3 protein-coding genes and 1 pseudogene are annotated in these 18,480 nt (G+C 72.9%); all 4 read left to right on the top strand.

Features of this window, described 5'->3' with window-relative positions; all coding sequences use genetic code 11:
- Complete coding sequence (locus ACFWU9_RS26415; RefSeq protein ID WP_384322601.1) at nt 1–5,946, top strand: SDR family NAD(P)-dependent oxidoreductase; 5,946 nt, start codon at nt 1–3, stop codon at nt 5,944–5,946.
- Nucleotides 5,947–6,046: 100 nt separating this feature from the next.
- The gene (locus tag ACFWU9_RS26410) at nt 6,047–6,982 is read left to right on the top strand and encodes a proline iminopeptidase-family hydrolase (RefSeq protein ID WP_384322599.1); all 936 of its coding nucleotides are present in this window, start codon (nt 6,047–6,049) and stop codon (nt 6,980–6,982) included.
- Between the two features lie 7 nt (nt 6,983–6,989).
- A pseudogene (locus tag ACFWU9_RS26405) lies at nt 6,990–17,096 on the top strand (SDR family NAD(P)-dependent oxidoreductase); the annotation flags it as partial.
- A 47-nt stretch (nt 17,097–17,143) separates the two neighbouring features.
- Complete coding sequence (locus tag ACFWU9_RS26400) at nt 17,144–18,379, top strand: cytochrome P450 (protein ID WP_384322597.1); 1,236 nt, start codon at nt 17,144–17,146, stop codon at nt 18,377–18,379.
- Nucleotides 18,380–18,480 lie beyond the last annotated feature (101 nt).

The following is an 18,480-nucleotide window of genomic DNA, read 5'->3' as shown; positions in this document are numbered from 1 at the left end:
ATGGCCGACACCGACCAGAAACTCGTGGCGGCGCTGCGCGCGTCGCTCAAGGAGTCCGAGAGCCTGCGTACGCGCAACCGCGCCCTGCAGGCCGCCTCCCGCGAACCGATCGCGATCGTGGCGATGAGCTGCCGCTACCCCGGCGCGACCTCGCCCGAGGAGCTGTGGCGGCTGGTCGCCGACGGGACGGACGCCGTCTCCGGGTTCCCCGCCGACCGCGGCTGGGACGAGGACGGCATCTACGACCCCGAGCCCGGGAAGCCCGGCAAAACGTACTCCCGCGAGGGCGGGTTCCTGTACGACGCCGCCGAGTTCGACCCCGGCTTCTTCGGGATCGCGCCGAACGAGGCGCTGGTCATGGACCCGCAGCAGCGGCTGCTGCTCGAAGCGTCCTGGGAGGTGCTGGAGCGCGCGGGGATCGACCCGACGACGCTCAAGGGCAGCCCGACCGGCGTCTTCGCCGGGATGATGTACCACGACTACACCTACAACAGCAGCACCGGCGCCATGGCCTCGGGCCGGGTCGCCTACACCCTGGGTCTCGAAGGCCCCGCGGTGACGGTCGACACCGCCTGTTCGTCCTCCCTGGTCGCCCTGCACTGGGCGGTCCAGGCGCTGCGGTCGGGGGAGTGCACGCTCGCCCTGGCCGGCGGCGTCACCGTGATGGCGACGCCCGAGACCTTCATCGAGTTCAGCCACCAGCGCGGGCTGGCGACCGACGGCCGCTGCAAGTCCTACGCCGCCGCCGCCGACGGCACCGGCTGGGGCGAGGGCGTCGGCATGCTGCTCGTGGAGCGGCTGTCGGACGCCCGGCGCAACGGCCACCCCGTCCTGGGGATCGTGCGCGGCACGGCGATCAACCAGGACGGCGCCAGCAACGGCATGACCGCCCCCAACGGCCCCGCCCAGCAGCGGGTGATCAGACAGGCGCTGGCCAACGCCCGGATAGCCGCCGACGGCGTCGACCTGATCGAGGGCCACGGCACCGGCACCACGCTCGGCGACCCGATCGAGGCGCAGGCCCTGCTCGCCGCCTACGGCCAGGACCGGCCCGAGGACCGGCCGCTCTGGCTCGGTTCGATCAAGTCGAACATCGGGCACACCCAGGCCGCCGCGGGTGTGGCGGGCATCATCAAGGTGGTCCAGTCGATCCGGCACGGCGTCATGCCGCCCACGCTGCACGTGGACGCGCCGACGCCCCAGGTGGACTGGGAGGCCGGTGACGTACGGCTGCTCACCGAGGCGCGCCGGTGGCCCGACCAGGAGCACCCGCGCCGCGCCGGGGTGTCGTCCTTCGGCATCAGCGGCACCAACGCCCACGTCATCATCGAGGAAGCACCCGCCGCCGAGGAGGAGGAAGCGGCCCCGGCCGCGACCACCGGCGGCCCCGTCCTGTGGACCCTGTCGGCGAGGACCCGGCAGGGGCTCAACGCCCAGGCCGAGACCCTCCGCGCGCATCTGCGCGAGCACCCGGACCTCACGCCCGCCGACGTGGGCCTGTCCCTGGCGGCCGGGCGCGCCGCCCTCGAACACCGTGCCGCCATCGTCGCCGACGACCGGCGGGACCTGCTCGTGGGACTCACCGCGCTGGCCGACGAGGTCTCCTCGCCGTCCGTCGTCACCGGCAAGCGCCGCGAGGGCAAGGTGGCGTTCCTCTTCACCGGCCAGGGCAGCCAACGCCTCGGCATGGGACGGGAGTTGTACGACACGTTCCCGGCCTTCGCGACCGCCTTCGACGAGGTGTGCCAGGCCACGGGGCTCCCGCTCAAGGACGTGATGTGGGGCGACGAGGCGGCGCTGAACCGTACCGAGTACGCCCAGCCCTCGATCTTCGCCCTGGAGGTCGCCCTCTTCCGGCTGGTGGAGTCCTGGGGGATCAGGCCCGACTTCCTGGCCGGCCACTCCATCGGTGAGCTGGCCGCCGCCCATGTCGCGGGCGTCCTCGGACTGGAGGACGCCGCGCGGCTGGTCGTCGAACGCGGACGGCTGATGCAGGCGCTGCCCGCGGGCGGCGCGATGATGGCCATCGAGGCCACCGAGGACGAGGTCGCGCCGCTGCTCACCGACGAGGTGGGGATCGCCGCCCTCAACAGCCCCACGTCGGTGGTCGTCTCGGGCACCGAGGACGCCGTCATGGCCGTCACCGAGCAGTTCACCGGCCGCAGGACACGCCGGCTGACCGTCTCCCACGCGTTCCACTCACCGCTGATGGAACCGATGCTGGAGGACTTCCGGAAGGTCGCCGAGTCCGTCACGTACGACCGCCCGAAGATCCGGCTGGTCAAGGACATGGCGTCCGCCGACTACTGGGTGCGGCACGTGCGCGACGCGGTGCGGTTCGCCGACGACGTACGACGCCTGGACGGCGAAGGCGTCACCCGCTTCCTGGAGATCGGCCCCGACGGGGCGCTGGCCGCCATGGCCCGCCAGACGGCTCCGGAGGCCATCGGCGCGGCTGCCCTGCGCCGCGACCGGCCCGAGGCCACGACCCTGCTGACCGCGGTCGCCCAGCTGCACACCACCGGCACCTCCCCCGACTGGAGCGCCTTCTTCGCCGGCCGGGCCCGCCGGGTGGACCTGCCCACCTACACCTTCCAGAAGACCCGCTACTGGCTGACGGAGCCGGTCGACGGCGGCGCCGGTGGCGCGGCGTCCATGGGCCTCGGCGCGCTCGACCACCCCCTGCTGAGCGCCGAGATCGTCGTCCCCGGCTCGGGAACCGTCCTCTACACCGGTCGGCTCTCGACCGACACCCACCCCTGGCTGGCCGACCACGAGGTGCTCGGCGCGACCCTGCTCCCCGGCACCGCGTTCGTCGAACTCGCCGTCCGCGCCGGTGACCAGGTCGGCTACGGCGTCCTCGAAGAGCTGACGCTGCGCGCGCCGCTGGTCCTGCCCGAAGGCGGCGGCCTCCAGCTGCGGCTGACGGTCGGTGACCCGGCCGGCGACGGCCGTCGACCCGTGAGCGTCCACTCGCTCGCCGAGAACGCCGACGACGACACGCCGTGGACCCTGCACGCCGAAGGCACCCTCGCCACCGAGGAGTCCGCCGAGCCGGTCGACTTCGACCTGGTGAACTGGCCGCCGGACGAGGCGAACCGGATCAGCACCGAGGGCGCGTACGAGGTCTTCGCCGACCTCGGATACGTGTACGGCCCCGCTTTCCAGGCGCTCAAGGCGGCCTGGCGCGTCGGGGACGAGACCTTCGCGGAGGTGGCCCTCTCCGACGAGGTGGCCGACGCCGAGAAGTTCGTGCTGCACCCGGCCCTGCTCGACTCCGCCCTGCACGCGGTGATCCTCGGCGCGGGCGAGGACGAGGCGACGTCCCTGCCGTTCGCCTGGAAGGGCGTGCGGCTGCACGCGCTGGGCGCCAGGGCCGCCCGCGTCCGCTTCACCCCCAACGCCGACGGCGGCAGGACGATCCTCGTCGCCGACCCCCAGGGCCGTCCCGTCGCCCGGGTGGAGTCGCTGATCTCCCGGGAGGTCTCCGCCGAGCAGCTCGCGCCGGCGCCCGCCGGTCCCGGCGACTCCCTGTTCCATCTCGCCTGGACGCCCGCCGCGTCCCCGGCGGACACCGAGACGGACTGGACCACGGTCACCGACCTGTCGGAACTCTCCGGCCCGGTGCCCGCCACCGTCGCCTGGACCCCTCCCGCCGGCACCGGCCGTACCGCCGACGACGTCAGGACGGTCACCGCCGAGACCCTGGTGACCCTTCAGACCTGGCTCACGGACGAACGGTTCGCCGACAGCCGGCTCATGGTGGTCACCCGCGCCGAGGAACTTCCCCATGCCTCCGCCTGGGGCCTGGTCCGCGCCGCCCGCTCCGAGGAACCCGAGCGCTTCGCGCTGCTCGACACCGACGTCGACGACCCGGAGACGATCGGCCGCGCCGTCGCCTCCGGCGAGCCCGACCTGCGGATCACCGGCCAGGAGATCCTCGTACCCCGGCTGGCCCGCGTCCCCGAGGCACCCGACGGGGAATCACCCTGGGGCCGGCCGGGAGCCGTGCTCGTCACCGGCGGTACGGGCGGACTCGGCGCGCTCGTCGCCCGCCACCTGGTGGCCGAACACGGTGTCCGGGACCTGCTGCTGACCAGCCGTCGCGGCATGGACGCCGAGGGCGCCGCCGAACTCCACGAGGAGCTGACCGCCCAGGGCGCGACCGTCGAGATCGCCGCCTGCGACGTGGCCGACCGGGACGCGGTCCGGACGCTCCTGGCGGGCCGCACCCTCGGCGCCGTCGTCCACACGGCCGGGGTACTGGCCGACAGCATGATCGCCAACCTGACGCCGCACGGGCTCGACCAGGTCCTGCGCCCCAAGGTGGACGGCGCGCTCAACCTGCACGACCTCACCCAGGACCAGGACCTCGGCGCCTTCGTCCTGTTCTCTTCCGCGGCGGGCGTGCTCGGCTCGCCCGGCCAGGGCAACTACGCCGCCGCCAACACCTTCCTCGACGCCCTCGCCCAGCGGCGCCAGGACGAGGGACTGCCCGGGCGGTCCCTCGCCTGGGGCCTGTGGGCGGACACCGGCGGCATGGCCGGCCGGCTGACCGAGGCGGACCTCCGGCGGCTGCGCCGCCAGGGCATGCCCGCGCTCTCCTCGCAGGACGGCCTCGCGCTGTTCGACGCCGCGTCGGTGCGGCCCGAGCCCGCGCTCGTGCCGATGAGCCTGGACCTGCGGGCCCTGCGCTCCGGGGCCGGCGGCGAACTCCCCGTCGTCCTGCGCGGTCTGGTCCCGGCGGCGCGGCGCCGCGCGGCGACCGCCGACCCGTCCGCGCTGCGCAACGAGCTGGCGGCGATGCCCGCCGAGCAGCGGGAGCGGGCGCTGACCGAACTGGTGCTGAGCCTCGCGGCCCCCCTGCTCGGACACGCCGACGCCGACGCGGTCGACCCCAGCCGTGACTTCCTGGAGTCCGGGTTCGACTCGCTCACCGCGATGGAACTGCGCACCGCGCTGATCGCCGCCACCGGGGCCAAGCTGCCCACCATGGCCGTGTTCGACAGCAAGACCCCGGCCAACCTCGCCCGGCTGCTCGCCGACGAGATGGAGTCCGGCTCCGCCGGCCCCGTCACGGCCTCGGAGTCCACCGAGACCGCCGAGGACGACGACGAGACGGTGACCGAGCTGTTCCGGCGGGCGGTCCGCGCCGGTGACACGACGGGAGCCCTCGGACTGATGTCGGCCGTCGCGGCGCTGCGGCCCCGGTTCGTCACTCCCGCCGACCTCGCCGAGCCCCCGAAGAGGGTCCGGCTGGCCGACGGCCCCGGCAAGCCCCGGCTGATCTGCCTGGCCACCCCCATGGCGGGCGGCGGCGTGCACCAGCACGCCCGGCTGGGCTCCGAGTTCCGGGACGTCCGGCACGTGTCGGCCGTGGCGCTGCCCGGCTTCCACCGGGACGAGCCGCTGCCCGACTCCGTCGAGGTGCTGACAGAGGTGCTGAGCGAGGCCGTGCTCGCGGCGGCGGAGGGCGAGCCGTTCGCGCTGCTCGGCTACTCCTCCGGCGGCATCATCGGCCACATCATCGCCCGGCACCTGGAGGAGACGGCCAAGGTCCCGCCCGTCGGACTCGTCCTGATCGACACCTTCCGGGTCGAGGACACGGCGATGAACGTCGGATTCGGCCATCTCATGGGAGAACTGCTCACCGTCGAGACGACCCTCGGCAGCTACGACGCGGCCCGACTGTCCGCGATGCCGCACTACTTCCAGGTGCTCGCCGGATTCGACCCCGTACGGCTCGCGGCCCCGACCCTGTTCGTCCAGGCGTCCGAGCCGTTCGTCCAGCCCCCCGAGGGCGTCGACGTGGCGGAGATGCGGGCCCGGCCGTGGGACCCCGAGCACACCCTGCGCACTGTCGAGGGCAACCACTTCTCGCTCGGGCAGGACGACGCCCCCGCGACCGCCCGCGTCATCGAGGAGTGGCTCAAGACCCTCGACTGAGCCGTGGCCGACGCCAGGCTTCCCCTCGGAACAAGTGCACGCCGCGTGCGGGGGACGCGGCACCGCTGCTGAGAACGACCCGAACTTAGGTGGTTAGGAAATGGCGTCCACGCCCACGGCCAACGGAACTGTTCCCTTCAGGGAGTACAAGACCTGGTACCGCGTCACCGGGCAGCTCGGAACGGGCCGCCCGGCCCTCGTCGTCGTGCACGGAGGACCCGGCTCCACCCACGACTACCTCAAGGGTCTGTCCGTCTTCGCCGAACGCGGGTGGACGGTGGTGCACTACGACCAGATCGGCAACGGCGGCTCCACCCATCTGCCCGACGCCGACCCCGGTTTCTGGACCCCGCAGCTCTTCCGCGACGAGCTGGAGAACCTGCTGGAGCAGCTCGGCATCGCCGACGACTACGTGCTCTTCGGCCAGTCCTGGGGCGGGCTCCTGACCTCCTGGCACGCCTCGTCCAGGCCCGCGGGCCTGCGCGGCCTGGTCATCGCCAACGCACCCGCCTCCTACCCGCTGTGGCTCTCCGAGATGGACGTGCTCCGCGCCCAACTGCCGCCCGGCGTCGACGAGACACTGCGGCGGCACGAGGCCGCCGGCACCACCGACAGCGACGAGTACCTGGAGGCGATGCTGGTCTTCTACAGCCGCCACGTCTGCCGCGTCGAGCCGTGGCCCAGCGAACTCATGGCCTCCTACCTGGAAGCCGTCACCGACCCGACGGTCTACCGCACCATGAACGGCCCCAACGAGTTCCATGTCATCGGCAGCATCCGCGACTGGTCCGTCATCGACTGCCTGCCCGACATCGCCGCGCCCACCCTCATCATGTCGGGCCGTCACGACGAGGCCACCCCGGTCACGGTGCGCCCCTACCACGAACTCATCCCCGGCGCCCGCTGGGAGATTCTCGAGGAGTCCAGCCACAACCCGCACCTGGAGGAGCCCGAGCGGTTCTACGAGGTGCTCGGCGGATTCCTCGACACCGTACGCGCGAACGACGCGCGGACCACGACCGTGAGCGGAGGCTGAGACGACGATGAACGCCGAAGTCGAGGAGATCGTCGAGGCGCTGCGCGGCTCGCTGGTCGAGAACGAGAGGCTGCGCCAGGACAACGAGAGCCTGCGCGCCGCGGTGGACGTGACCACCGAACCCGTCGCGATCATCGGGATGGCCTGCCGGTTCCCCGGCGGCGTCGGCTCCCCCGAGGAGCTGTGGTCGCTGGTCGACGAGGGCCGGGACGCCATCGGTGCGTTCCCCACCGACCGCGGCTGGGACATGGGGACGCTGTACGACCCCGAGCCCGGGAAGCCCGGCAAGACGTACGCGCGCGAGGGCGGATTCCTCTACGACGCCGCCCAGTTCGACCCCGAGTTCTTCGGGATCAGCCCCCGCGAGGCCCTCACCATGGACCCCCAGCAGCGGCTGCTGCTGGAGATCACCTGGGAGTCGATGGAACGGGCCGGGCTGGACCCGGCCGCCCTGCGCGGCAGCCGTACCGGCGTCTTCGCCGGCGCGATGTACCACGACTACGGCATCACCAGCAGTGACGGCAGCCTGGTCTCCGGGCGCGTCGCCTACACCCTGGGCCTGGAGGGCCCGGCCGTCACCGTCGACACGGCCTGCTCGTCGTCGCTGGTCGCGCTCCAGTGGGCCTCGCAGGCGCTGCGCTCGGGGGAGTGCACCCTCGCGCTCGCCGGTGGCGTCAGCGTCATGGCCACCCCCGAGACCTTCATCGAGTTCAGCGAGCAGCGCGGACTCTCCCCCGACGGCCGCTGCCGCTCCTTCGCCGCCTCCGCCGACGGCACGGGCTGGGCCGAGGGCGCGGGCGTCCTGCTGCTGGAGAAGCTGTCCGACGCCCGGCGCAACGGGCACCCGGTCCTGGCCGTCGTACGCGGTACGGCCGTCAACCAGGACGGCGCGTCCAACGGCTTCAGCGCGCCCAACGGCCCCTCCCAGCGCCGGGTCATCCAGCAGGCGCTCACCGCCGCCGGACTGACCACCGCCGACATCGACGTCATGGAGGGCCACGGCACCGGCACCTCCCTCGGCGACCCCATCGAGGCGCAGGCGCTGCTCGCCACCTACGGACAGAACCGCGAAGAGCCCCTGTGGCTCGGATCGATCAAGTCGAACATCGGCCACACCCAGGCCGCCGCGGGCGTCGCCGGCGTCATCAAGATGGTCGAGGCCATCCGGCGCGGCACCCTGCCCAAGACCCTGCACGTCGACGAGGCGTCGCCGCAGGTGGACTGGGAGGCCGGAAACGTACGGCTGCTCACCGAGGCCCGCGCCTGGCCCGACGCCGACCGGCCGCGCCGCGCCGCGGTTTCCTCGTTCGGCGTTAGCGGCACCAACGCCCACGTGATCATCGAGCAGGCGGAGCCCGAGGCCGAGGCCCGGCCCGAGCCCGGTGCACCGCGGCCGTCCTCGGACGTGCCCGTGCCGCTGGCGCTGTCGGCCGGCACCGAGACCGCCCTGCGCGCCCAGGCCCGGCAGGTCGCCGCCCATCTGCGGAACACGCCCGGACTCGACCCCGTCGACCTGGGCCACTCCCTCGCCACCACCCGCGCCGCGCTGAGCCGCCGCGCCGTCGTGGTCGGTCACGACCGCGAGGAGATCCTCACCGCGCTCACCGCGCTGGCCGACGGCGCGCCCGTCGGCGGCGCCGCGCGCACCACGGGACTCACCGCCTTCCTCTTCACCGGACAGGGCAGCCAGCGCCTCGGCATGGGCCGCGACCTGCACGCCGCCTTCCCCGTCTTCGCGTCCGCCTTCGACGAGGTGTGCGCCGCCCTCGACCCGGCGGTGCGCGAGGTCATGTGGGGCGAGGACGAAGAAGCCCTGAGCCGTACCGAGTTCACCCAGCCCGCGATCTTCGCCCTTGAGGTGGCGCTGTTCCGGCTGTTCGAATCCTGGGGTGTACGGCCCGACTTCGTCGCCGGCCACTCCATCGGCGAGGTCGCCGCCGCCCATGTGGCCGGGGTGTTCTCCCTCGCCGACGCCGCCACGCTCATCACCGCCAGGGCGCGGCTGATGGGGGCGCTGCCCACGGGCGGCGCGATGGTCGCGGTCGAGGCGGCCGAGGACGAGGTCGTCCCGCTGCTCGGGGACGGTGTCGGGCTCGCCGCCGTCAACGGACCCACGTCCGTGGTGCTTTCGGGCACGACAGAGGCCGTGGACGCCGTCGTCGAACAGCTCGGCGCCCGCAGGAAGAACCGTCTGACGGTCTCCCACGCCTTCCACTCGTCCCTGATGGACCCGATGCTCGACGAGTTCCGCCGGGTCGCCGAAGGGATCACCTACGCGGAGCCCGCCGTCCCCGTCATGGCGAGCGGCGACGTCGCCACCGCCGCCTACTGGGTCGGCCATGTCCGGGACACCGTCCGCTTCGCCGACGCGGTGACCCGGCTGGAGGCCGAGGGCGTCACCCGGTACGTCGAACTCGGCCCCGACGGCATCCTCACCGCCATGGCCCGCCACTGCCTCACCACCACCGCCGAAACCGCCGTCCTCGCCCCGGCCCTGCGCCGCAAGGAGACCGGCACCGTCGCCGTCCTCACCGCGCTCGGCACCCTGCACACGGCGGGACTCAAGGTCGACTGGACGGCCGTGTTCGACGGCCGGGGCGCCCGGCGCGTCGACCTGCCCACCTACCCCTTCCAGCGCGCCCGTTACTGGTTCGACAAGCGCGGCCTGGGCGGCGACGTCACCTCCGCCGGTCTCGACCGGCCCGACCACCCGCTGCTCGGCGCGATGGTGCACCTGCCCGGCTCCGACGGCGTCGTGTTCACCGGACGGCTCTCCACCGGCGCCCACCCCTGGCTCGCCGACCACACCATGATGGGCTCCGTGCTGCTCCCCGGCACCGCGTACGTGGAGCTCGCCGTGCGCGCCGGGGACCAGGTGGGCTGCGACCGCGTCGAGGAACTCAGCGTCGCGGCCCCCCTGTTCCTGCCCGAGCGCGGCGCGGTCCACGTCCAGGTCGCCGTCGACGCGCCCGACGCGTCGGGCCGCCGCGCGGTGAGCGTGTACTCGCGTGCCGACGACGCCCCGCTCGACCGCGAATGGATCCTGCACGCCGAGGGCCTCCTGGCGCCCGACGCCGGCGAGTCGGCCGGCGACCTCGCCGTATGGCCGCCGCGCGACGCCGAGTCCCTCCCGGTCGAAGGACTCTACGACCGGCTCTCGTACGGGCCGACCTTCCAGGGGCTGCGCGCGGGATGGCGGCGCGGTGACGAGCTGTTCGCCGAGGCGGCCCTCCCCGAGGGTGTCGACGCCGGGGGCTTCGGCCTCCATCCCGCCCTGCTCGACTCGGCGTTGCACGTGCTCGACCTGGCCGGCGAGGACGCCTCCGTACTCCCGTTCTCCTGGTCGGACGTCACCCTGCACGCCGAGGGAGCCACCGCCGCACGGGTCCGCGCGCATGTGCGCGCCGACAAGTCGGTCTCCCTGGAACTCGCCGACGCCATGGGCCGGCCGATCGCCTCGGTCGGATCACTGACGCTGCGCGCCGTCACCGCCGACGGCCTCACCCCGGCCGCGGCCCGCGTCGCGAACGCGCTCTTCCGCGTGGACTGGGTCCCGGCGGGCGAAGCCGGGACAGCGGCCGACGGCGCCGAGGTGGCCGTCCACCACTGCCCGCCGGCCGAAGGCGACACCCCGGCCGCCGTGCGCGCGGTGACCACCGGCGTACTGGAGGCCGTCCAGGCCGCGGTCAACGCCGACACCGCGCTCGTCGTCGTCACCAACGGCGCCACCGACGGCTCCGACCTCGGCCACGCCGCCGCCTGGGGACTGGTACGCGCGGCGGAGGGCGAGCACCCCGGCCGCTTCTTCCTCGTCGACACCGACGCCCCGGTCGACCCCCGCCGGATCGTCGCCACCGGCGAGCCCGAGCTGCGCGTGAGCGAGGGCCGGACGCTCATGCCGAGGCTGGCCGGCGTACCGCTCGAATCGGCCCCCTCCCCCTGGGACACCGAACGCGCCGTCCTGATCACCGGCGGGACCGGCGCCCTGGGCGCCGCCGTCGCCCGTCATCTGGTCACCCGTCACGAGGTAACCCGGCTGCTGCTGACCAGCCGCCGGGGCCCCGACGCGCCGGGCGCCACCGAGCTCGCCGATGAACTCACCGCGCTGGGCGCCGAGGTCGAGGTGGTCGCTTGCGACGCCGCCGACCGCGACGCCCTGGCCGCACTGCTCGACGGCCGGACCCTCGGCGGAGTCGTCCACGCGGCCGGCGTCCTGGACGACGGCGTGATCCTCTCCCTGACGCCCGAGCGCGTCGACCACGTGCTCCGCCCGAAGGCGGACGCGGCCTGGCATCTCCACGAGCTCACCCGCGACATGGACCTGACCGCGTTCGTGCTCTTCTCGTCCGTCGCGGGCGTGCTCGGCGCCCCCGGACAGGGCAACTACGCCGCGGCCAGCACCCTGCTCGACGGCCTCGCACGGCACCGGCACGCCGCCGGACTTCCCGCGCTGTCACTGGCCTGGGGCCCCTGGGCCGGAGAGGGCATGGCGGACGGTCTCGCCTCCACCGGTATGCGCGATCTGGCGCCGGAGGAGGGCCTCGCCCTGCTCGACGCCGCCACCGGCTCGGCGGAGCCCGTACTGGTCCCCGTACGGTTCGACCTCGCCGCCTTCGACACCCCTCCGCCCCTCATGCGCGGCCTCGTCCGGGGCCGGTCGCGCCGTGTCCTGGACAACGACGCGTCGGCGACGGGCGTGCTGCGGCAGCGACTGGCCGGACTCGGCGAGGCGGAACGCGCCGAGGAACTCCTCGGTCTCGTACGGTCCCAGGCGGCCGTGGTCCTGCGCCACGCCGGAGCCGAGTCCGTCGACCCCGAACGCGCCTTCCGGGACCTCGGGTTCGACTCCCTCACCGCGATCGAACTGCGCAACCTGCTGGGCGCCGCCACCGGACTCCGCCTCCCCGCCACCCTCGTCTTCGACTACCCGACCCCGGGTGTGCTGGCGGGACATCTTCTGGAGGAGCTGTCCGGAGCGGCGGAGCTGACGCCGGTCGCGTCCGTCGTACGTCCCTCGGACGACGACCCGATCGCCATTGTCTCGATGGCGTGCCGGTACCCGGGCGGCGTGGACACGCCCGAGGGGTTGTGGCGTCTGGTCGACGAGGGTGTCGACGCGGTGTCGGAGTTCCCGGACGACCGGGGCTGGGGTGTGGAGGACATCTACGACCCCGAGCCCGGCATCCCGGGGAAGACCTATGTGCGCGAGGGCGGTTTCCTGCACGACGCCGCGCAGTTCGACGCGGACTTCTTCGGGATCAGCCCGCGTGAGGCACTCGACATGGACCCGCAGCAGCGGCTGCTGCTGGAGACGTCCTGGGAGGCGCTGGAGCGCGGGGGTATCGATCCCACCACGCTCAAGGGCAGCCCGACCGGTGTGTTCGCCGGTGTGATGTACCACGACTACCCCGGTGGCACAGGCGGCGGCAGCCTCGTGTCGGGCCGCGTCTCCTACACCCTCGGCCTCGAAGGCCCTGCGGTCAGCGTGGACACGGCGTGCTCCTCGTCCCTGGTGGCCCTGCACTGGGCGGCGCAGGCACTGCGCTCCGGCGAGTGCTCGCTGGCGCTGGTCGGCGGCGTGACCGTCATGGGAACGCCGCAGTCCTTCATCGACTTCAGCGAGCAGCGCGGCCTGGCCGCCGACGGCCGCTGCAAGTCCTTCTCGTCCTCCACCGACGGCACCGGCTGGGGCGAGGGCGCGGGCGTCCTCGTTGTCGAGCGGCTGTCGGAGGCGCGCCGCCTGGGGCACCCGGTGCTGGCGGTGGTGCGGGGCAGCGCGCTGAACCAGGACGGTGCCAGCAACGGTCTGACGGCGCCGAACGGCCCGTCGCAGCGGCGCGTGATCAAGCAGGCCCTGGCCAACGCGGGCCTGGCGGCGGCCGATGTGGACGCCGTCGAGGCGCACGGCACCGGCACGACGCTGGGTGACCCGATCGAGGCCCAGGCCCTCTTCGCCACCTATGGCCAGGGGCGCCCCGAGGGCCGCCCGTTGTGGCTGGGGTCGATCAAGTCGAACATCGGCCACACGCAGGCCGCCGCGGGTGTCGCGGGGATCATCAAGATGGTCCAGGCGATGCGCCACGGCAGGCTGCCCCAGACGCTGCACGTGGAGGAGCCGACCCGCCAGGTGGACTGGGAGGCCGGTGACGTACGGCTGCTGACCGAGGCACGCGACTGGCCGGACGTCGGCCGCCCGCGCCGCGCCGCCATCTCCTCCTTCGGCATCAGCGGTACGAACGCGCACGTCATCGTCGAGGAGGTCGCTCCGGTCGAGGAAGAGGCGGTGGAGCGGCGGGAGTTGCCGGTGGCGCCGGTGGTGGTGTCGGCGAAGACGCCGGCGGCCCTGGAGGCGCAGATCGGGCTCTTCGGCGCCCGGGTGGCGGAGGGGGACGCGCTCGACGTGGCGTACTCCGCCGCGACGGGCCGGGCCGCACTCGAACACCGCGCCGTACTCATCGGGTCCGAGACGGTTACAGCTGAGACCGGTGTCGGCAAGGTGGCGTTCCTGTTCACGGGGCAGGGGAGTCAGCGTCTGGGTATGGGGCGTGAGCTGTACGAGACGTTCCCGGTTTTCGCGACGGCCTTTGACGAGGTGTGTGCTGTTCTCGACCCCGCGGTGCGTGAGGTCATGTGGGGCGAGGACGAAGAGGCTCTGAGCCGTACGGAGTTCACGCAGCCGGCGATCTTCGCGCTTGAGGTGGCGTTGTTCCGGCTGGTGGAGTCGTGGGGGATCAGGCCGGACTTCCTGGTGGGTCATTCGATCGGTGAGCTGGCGGCGGCGCATGTGGCGGGGGTGTTCGGTCTGGAGGATGCGGGCCGTTTGATCTCGGCGCGTGGGCGGTTGATGCAGGCGTTGCCGGCGGGTGGGGCGATGGTGGCGATCCAGGCCACCGAGGAGGAGGTCACGCCTTTCCTGACCGGGGGTGTGGGTGTCGCGGCGGTGAACAGTCCGTCGTCGGTGGTGATTTCGGGTGTCGAGGCGGAGGTCACGGCGGTCGCGGAGCGGTTCACGGACCGCAAGCGGAGCCGGCTGACGGTGTCGCACGCCTTCCACTCGCCGTTGATGGACCCGATGCTGGACGACTTCCGCAAGGTCGCCGAGAGCATCACCTACTCCGAGCCGGTGCTTCGTCTCGTACGGGATGTGGCGTCCGCGGACTACTGGGTCGCACACGTTCGTGGTGCGGTGCGGTTCGCCGACGATGTGCGGGTGTTGCAGGACGAGGGTGTGACGCGGTTCCTGGAGATCGGGCCGGACGGTGTGCTGACGGCGATGGCAGGACAGAGTGCCGAGGGGACGCTGGCGGCGACGCTGCGTCGTGACCGTCCTGAGGTGGAGGCGCTGTTCGCGGGTGTGGGCCGTCTCTTCGCCGCGGGTGTGCGGGTCGACTGGGACAGGGTGTTCGACGGCCGTGGCGCCCGACGGGTGGATCTGCCGACGTATCCCTTCCAGCGCAAGCGCTACTGGCTCATCGAGCAGTCCAAGGCGACGGCCGGCGCGGACGCCGTGGACCACCCGTTGCTGACGTCGGGGATCGTGCTGCCGGACACCGGCGGTGTGGTGTTCACCGGCCGTCTCTCCCTCGACACCCACCCCTGGCTCGCCGACCACGACGTACTGGGCACCCTGCTGCTGCCCGGCACCGGACTGGTCGAACTGGCCCTCCAAGCAGGCCGGCAGGTGGACTGCGGGACGATCGAGGAGCTGACCCTCGCGGCGCCCCTCGTCGTTCCCGAGAAGGGCGCGGTAGCCGTCCGCGTACTGGTCGGCGGCCCCGACGACTCCGACGCACGGACCGTCGAGATCTACTCCTCCCTGGACGACGAGAACTGGACCCGCAACGCGGCCGGTTCCCTCACCCCGTCGGACGCGGCCCCTTCCTCCGACCTGACCCAGTGGCCGCCGATCGGAGCCACATCGCTTCCGGTCGACGGCGCCTACGAGCGGCTCCTCGCACGTGGGTACGACTACGGCCCCACCTTCCAGGGGCTCAAGGCGGCCTGGCGCGACAGCGACGGCGTCGTGTACGCCGAGGTCTCGCTCCCGGAGGGGGCGGACGCCGCCCGCTTCGGCCTGCATCCGGCGCTGCTGGACGCGGCGATGCACGTGGGCCTCATCGAGGAAGGCGCCCCCACCGACGCCCCGGAGCTGCCGTTCTCCTGGAACGGTGTCACACTCCACCAGGCCGGCGCCTCGGCGCTGCGCGTGCGTCTGTCGAACCCGGAAGGGGGCGACGGGACCGACGTCCTGGTCGCCGACCGGACCGGCGCGCCCGTGCTCTCGGTCGCGAGCCTGACCTCGCGCCCCGTATCGGTGGAGCAGCTGCGCGCCGACGGCGACCACCGTGAGTCGCTGTTCACCGTCACCTGGACCAAGGCGTCCGGGGCGGCCGCGCTGGAGACACCCGTCGTGGTGTACGAGGTTCCGCGCGCCGACGGGGACACCCCCGAGGCGGCGCACGCCGTCGCCAACCAGGTACTGGCGCGTATCCACGAGTGGCTCGCCGACAAGGGCAGGAGCGAGGAGAAGCTCGCCGTCGTCACCCGTCGCGCGGTGCCGATGGAGGGCGAGGACGTCGATCTGAGCCAGGCGCCCGTCTGGGGCCTGGTCCGGGCCGCGGCGGCCGAGAACCCCGGCCGCTTCCTGCTGCTCGACCTGGGCGACGGCGCCACCGTTCCGCCCTTCGTCGACGAGCCCGAGGTGGCGGTCCGGGGCGGTGAGCTGCTCGTACCCGTACTGACCCGTGTCCCGGCCGCCGCGGTCGAGACGGAGCGGAACCCGTGGGAGTCGGCGCCGACGGTGCTGATCACCGGCGGCACCAGCGGGCTCGGCGCGATCGTCGCCCGCCATCTGGTGACCGCACAGGGCATCCGGCACCTCGTCCTGACCAGCCGTCGGGGCGAGAGCGCGCCCGGCGCCGCCGAACTGCGCGAGGAACTCACCGCCCACGGGGCCCGGGTGGACATCGAGGCGTGCGACGTGGCCGACCGCGCCGCGCTGGCCGGGGTGTTCGACCGGCACCCCGTCGGGGCGGTCGTCCACGCGGCCGGCGTCGTGGACAACGGCCTGGTCCGCGGGCTGACACCGGAGCGCATGGCCACGGTCCTGCGGCCCAAGGTGGACGGCGCCTGGCATCTGCACGAGCTGACGGCCGACCGCGACCTGTCGGCGTTCGTCCTGTTCTCCTCGATGGGCGGCCTGCTGCTCGCGGCGGGGCAGGGCAACTACGCCGCGGCGAACGTGTTCCTGGACGCGCTCGCCCGCCACCGCCACCAGGCCGGTCTGCCGGTGACGTCCCTGGCCTTCGGCCTGTGGGAGGCGGACACCGGGCTGGGCGAGCTGGCCGACGCCGACCGCAAGCGCATGCTCCGTATGGGCCTGCCCCCGCTCTCCCAGGAGGAGGGGCTGGCGCTGCTGGACGACGCGCTGCGTACGGGGGAGCCCGCCCTGGCGCCGTTCCGCCTGGACACCGGCGCCCTGCGCAACCGCGCCGCCGACCAACTGCCGGTGCTGCTGCGTGGTCTTGTGCCCACGTCGCGCAAACGCGCCGGGGGAGCGGGCGCGGCAGGCGGCGGGGACGGCGGCGCGGGACTGCGCCGGACCCTGGCGGGCGCGGCCGACGAGGCCGAGCGCGACAGCATCCTGGTCGAGCTGGTGCGGACGCATGTGGCGGCGGTGCTCGGTCACGACGGTGTGGACGCGGTCCGCTCCGACCGGGCGTTCAAGGACCTCGGATTCGACTCGCTCACGGCGGTCGAGCTGCGTAACACCCTGCGTTCGGCGACCGGGCTGAAGCTGCCGGCCACCCTGGTGTTCGACTATCCGACCCCGGCGGACGTTGCCGAGTCCCTGCGCGAACAGCTGAGCGGCGACCAGGAGGCCGCCGTGTCACCGCTGGAGGCGGAACTGGCCCGTCTGGAGGCCGCGTTGGCGTCCGTGACGCCCAACGAGGAGACGTACGGCCGCGTCGCCGAACGGCTGCGCGCGCTGGCGGCCGGCTGGACCGAGACCCACAGGCCGGAAGAGGGCGAGGAGGCCGAACTCGGTTCGCTCTCGGCCGATGAGCTGTTCGACGTCCTCGACGACGAGCTGGACACGCGGTCCGCGCAGTAGTAGCGCGCCGGACCGGAAACACCACCCATAACGAGGAGAACCTCCACGTGACCACCGAAGCGACGCCTACGACCCAGCAGGCCGACGAGGCGTTGATGAAGCTGCTCTCGCCGCCCTTCCCCGACGACCCGTTCCCCATCTACGAGACGCTGCAGTCGGTCAACCGGGTGCACAAGTCCTCGCTCGGCATCTACGCGCTGTCCGGTTACGAGGAAGTGACCGCGCTGCTGAAGATGCCCGACGTCCACAGCGGCGCCCGCGCCGCCGCGCAGATGCGCCCGGACTGGTCCGAGCACATCTCCATACGCATGTACCTGAACTCGATGGTCACGCTCAACGCGCCCGACCACGGCCGGGTCCGTGGACTGGCCAGCCGCGTCTTCACCCCCAGCAAGATCAAGAAGATGCAGCCCGCGGTGGAGAAGCGCACCGACGAGCTGATCAACGACCTCATCGAGAAGTCCGAGGGCGGGCAGCCGGTCGACATCGTCGATCTGCTGGCCATGCCGTTCCCCGTCGCGGTCATCAGCGACATGCTCGGTCTCCCTTACGAGGACGGCAAGCGCACCTGGGAGCTGGCCGACGACTGGTCGCGCGTCTTCTCCGGCATCTACACCGATGAGGACCTCGCCGCGGCCGACGCCGCGGCCGAGGAGCTGACCGGCTACTTCCGCGACGTCATCAAGGCGTGCCGCGCGGAGCCCAAGGACGACCTGATGTCCTCGCTCGTCCAGGAGGCCTCCAACGGGAAGCTGGACGAGGAGGAGCTGATGGCGCTCATCCTCTTCCTGTTCACCGCCGGCTTCGCGGCCACCACCAACCTCATCGCCACGGGCGTGCTCGCGCTCATCGAGCACCCCGACGAGCTGAAGCACTGGCGTACGGACAAGAGCATCACCCCGACCGCCGTCGAGGAGCTGCTCCGTCACACCGCCCACACCACGGCGTCGAGCCGTCTCACCACCCGCCCCATCACCATCGGCGGCACCGACATCCCCGAGGGCGTTCTCGTCCTGGCGCTGCTCTCCGCCGCCAACCGTGACCCGGCGAGGTTCCCGGACCCGCACCGTCTGGACCTGACCCGTGACAACGGCACCCACCTGAGCTTCAGCGCCGGTGGCCACTTCTGCTTCGGTGGCAGCCTCGCCCGTATGGAGGCCGCCGATCTCTTCCCGAAGCTGATCGACACCTTCTCGACCATGGAGCTGGCCGGCACCCCCGGGCGCCGCGCCATCATGGGTCTCACCGGCTACACCTCGCTGCCGGTGACCCTCGGCCGCTGAGCGACCGGCCAGGCCGGGCACACCAGAGACACAAGAAGGGGGCCCCCCCGGGGGGGTGGCCCGGGGGCCCCCGAGTGGTAGGGGGGGGGGGCGGTGCGTCT

The organism is Streptomyces sp. NPDC058653 (assembly GCF_042716895.1).
GTDB lineage: Bacteria > Actinomycetota > Actinomycetes > Streptomycetales > Streptomycetaceae > Streptomyces.
Note: the sequence above shows the minus strand (reverse complement) of the source record. Positions and strands in the feature narration are given on the sequence as shown.

Bases quoted from the DNA above. Each gene is read 5' to 3' on its own strand.
- ACFWU9_RS26415 (WP_384322601.1), top strand. From the start codon at position 1: ATGGCCGACACCGACCAGAAACTCGTGGCGGCGCTGCGCGCGTCGCTC.
- ACFWU9_RS26410 (WP_384322599.1), top strand. From the start codon at position 6,047: ATGGCGTCCACGCCCACGGCCAACGGAACTGTTCCCTTCAGGGAGTAC.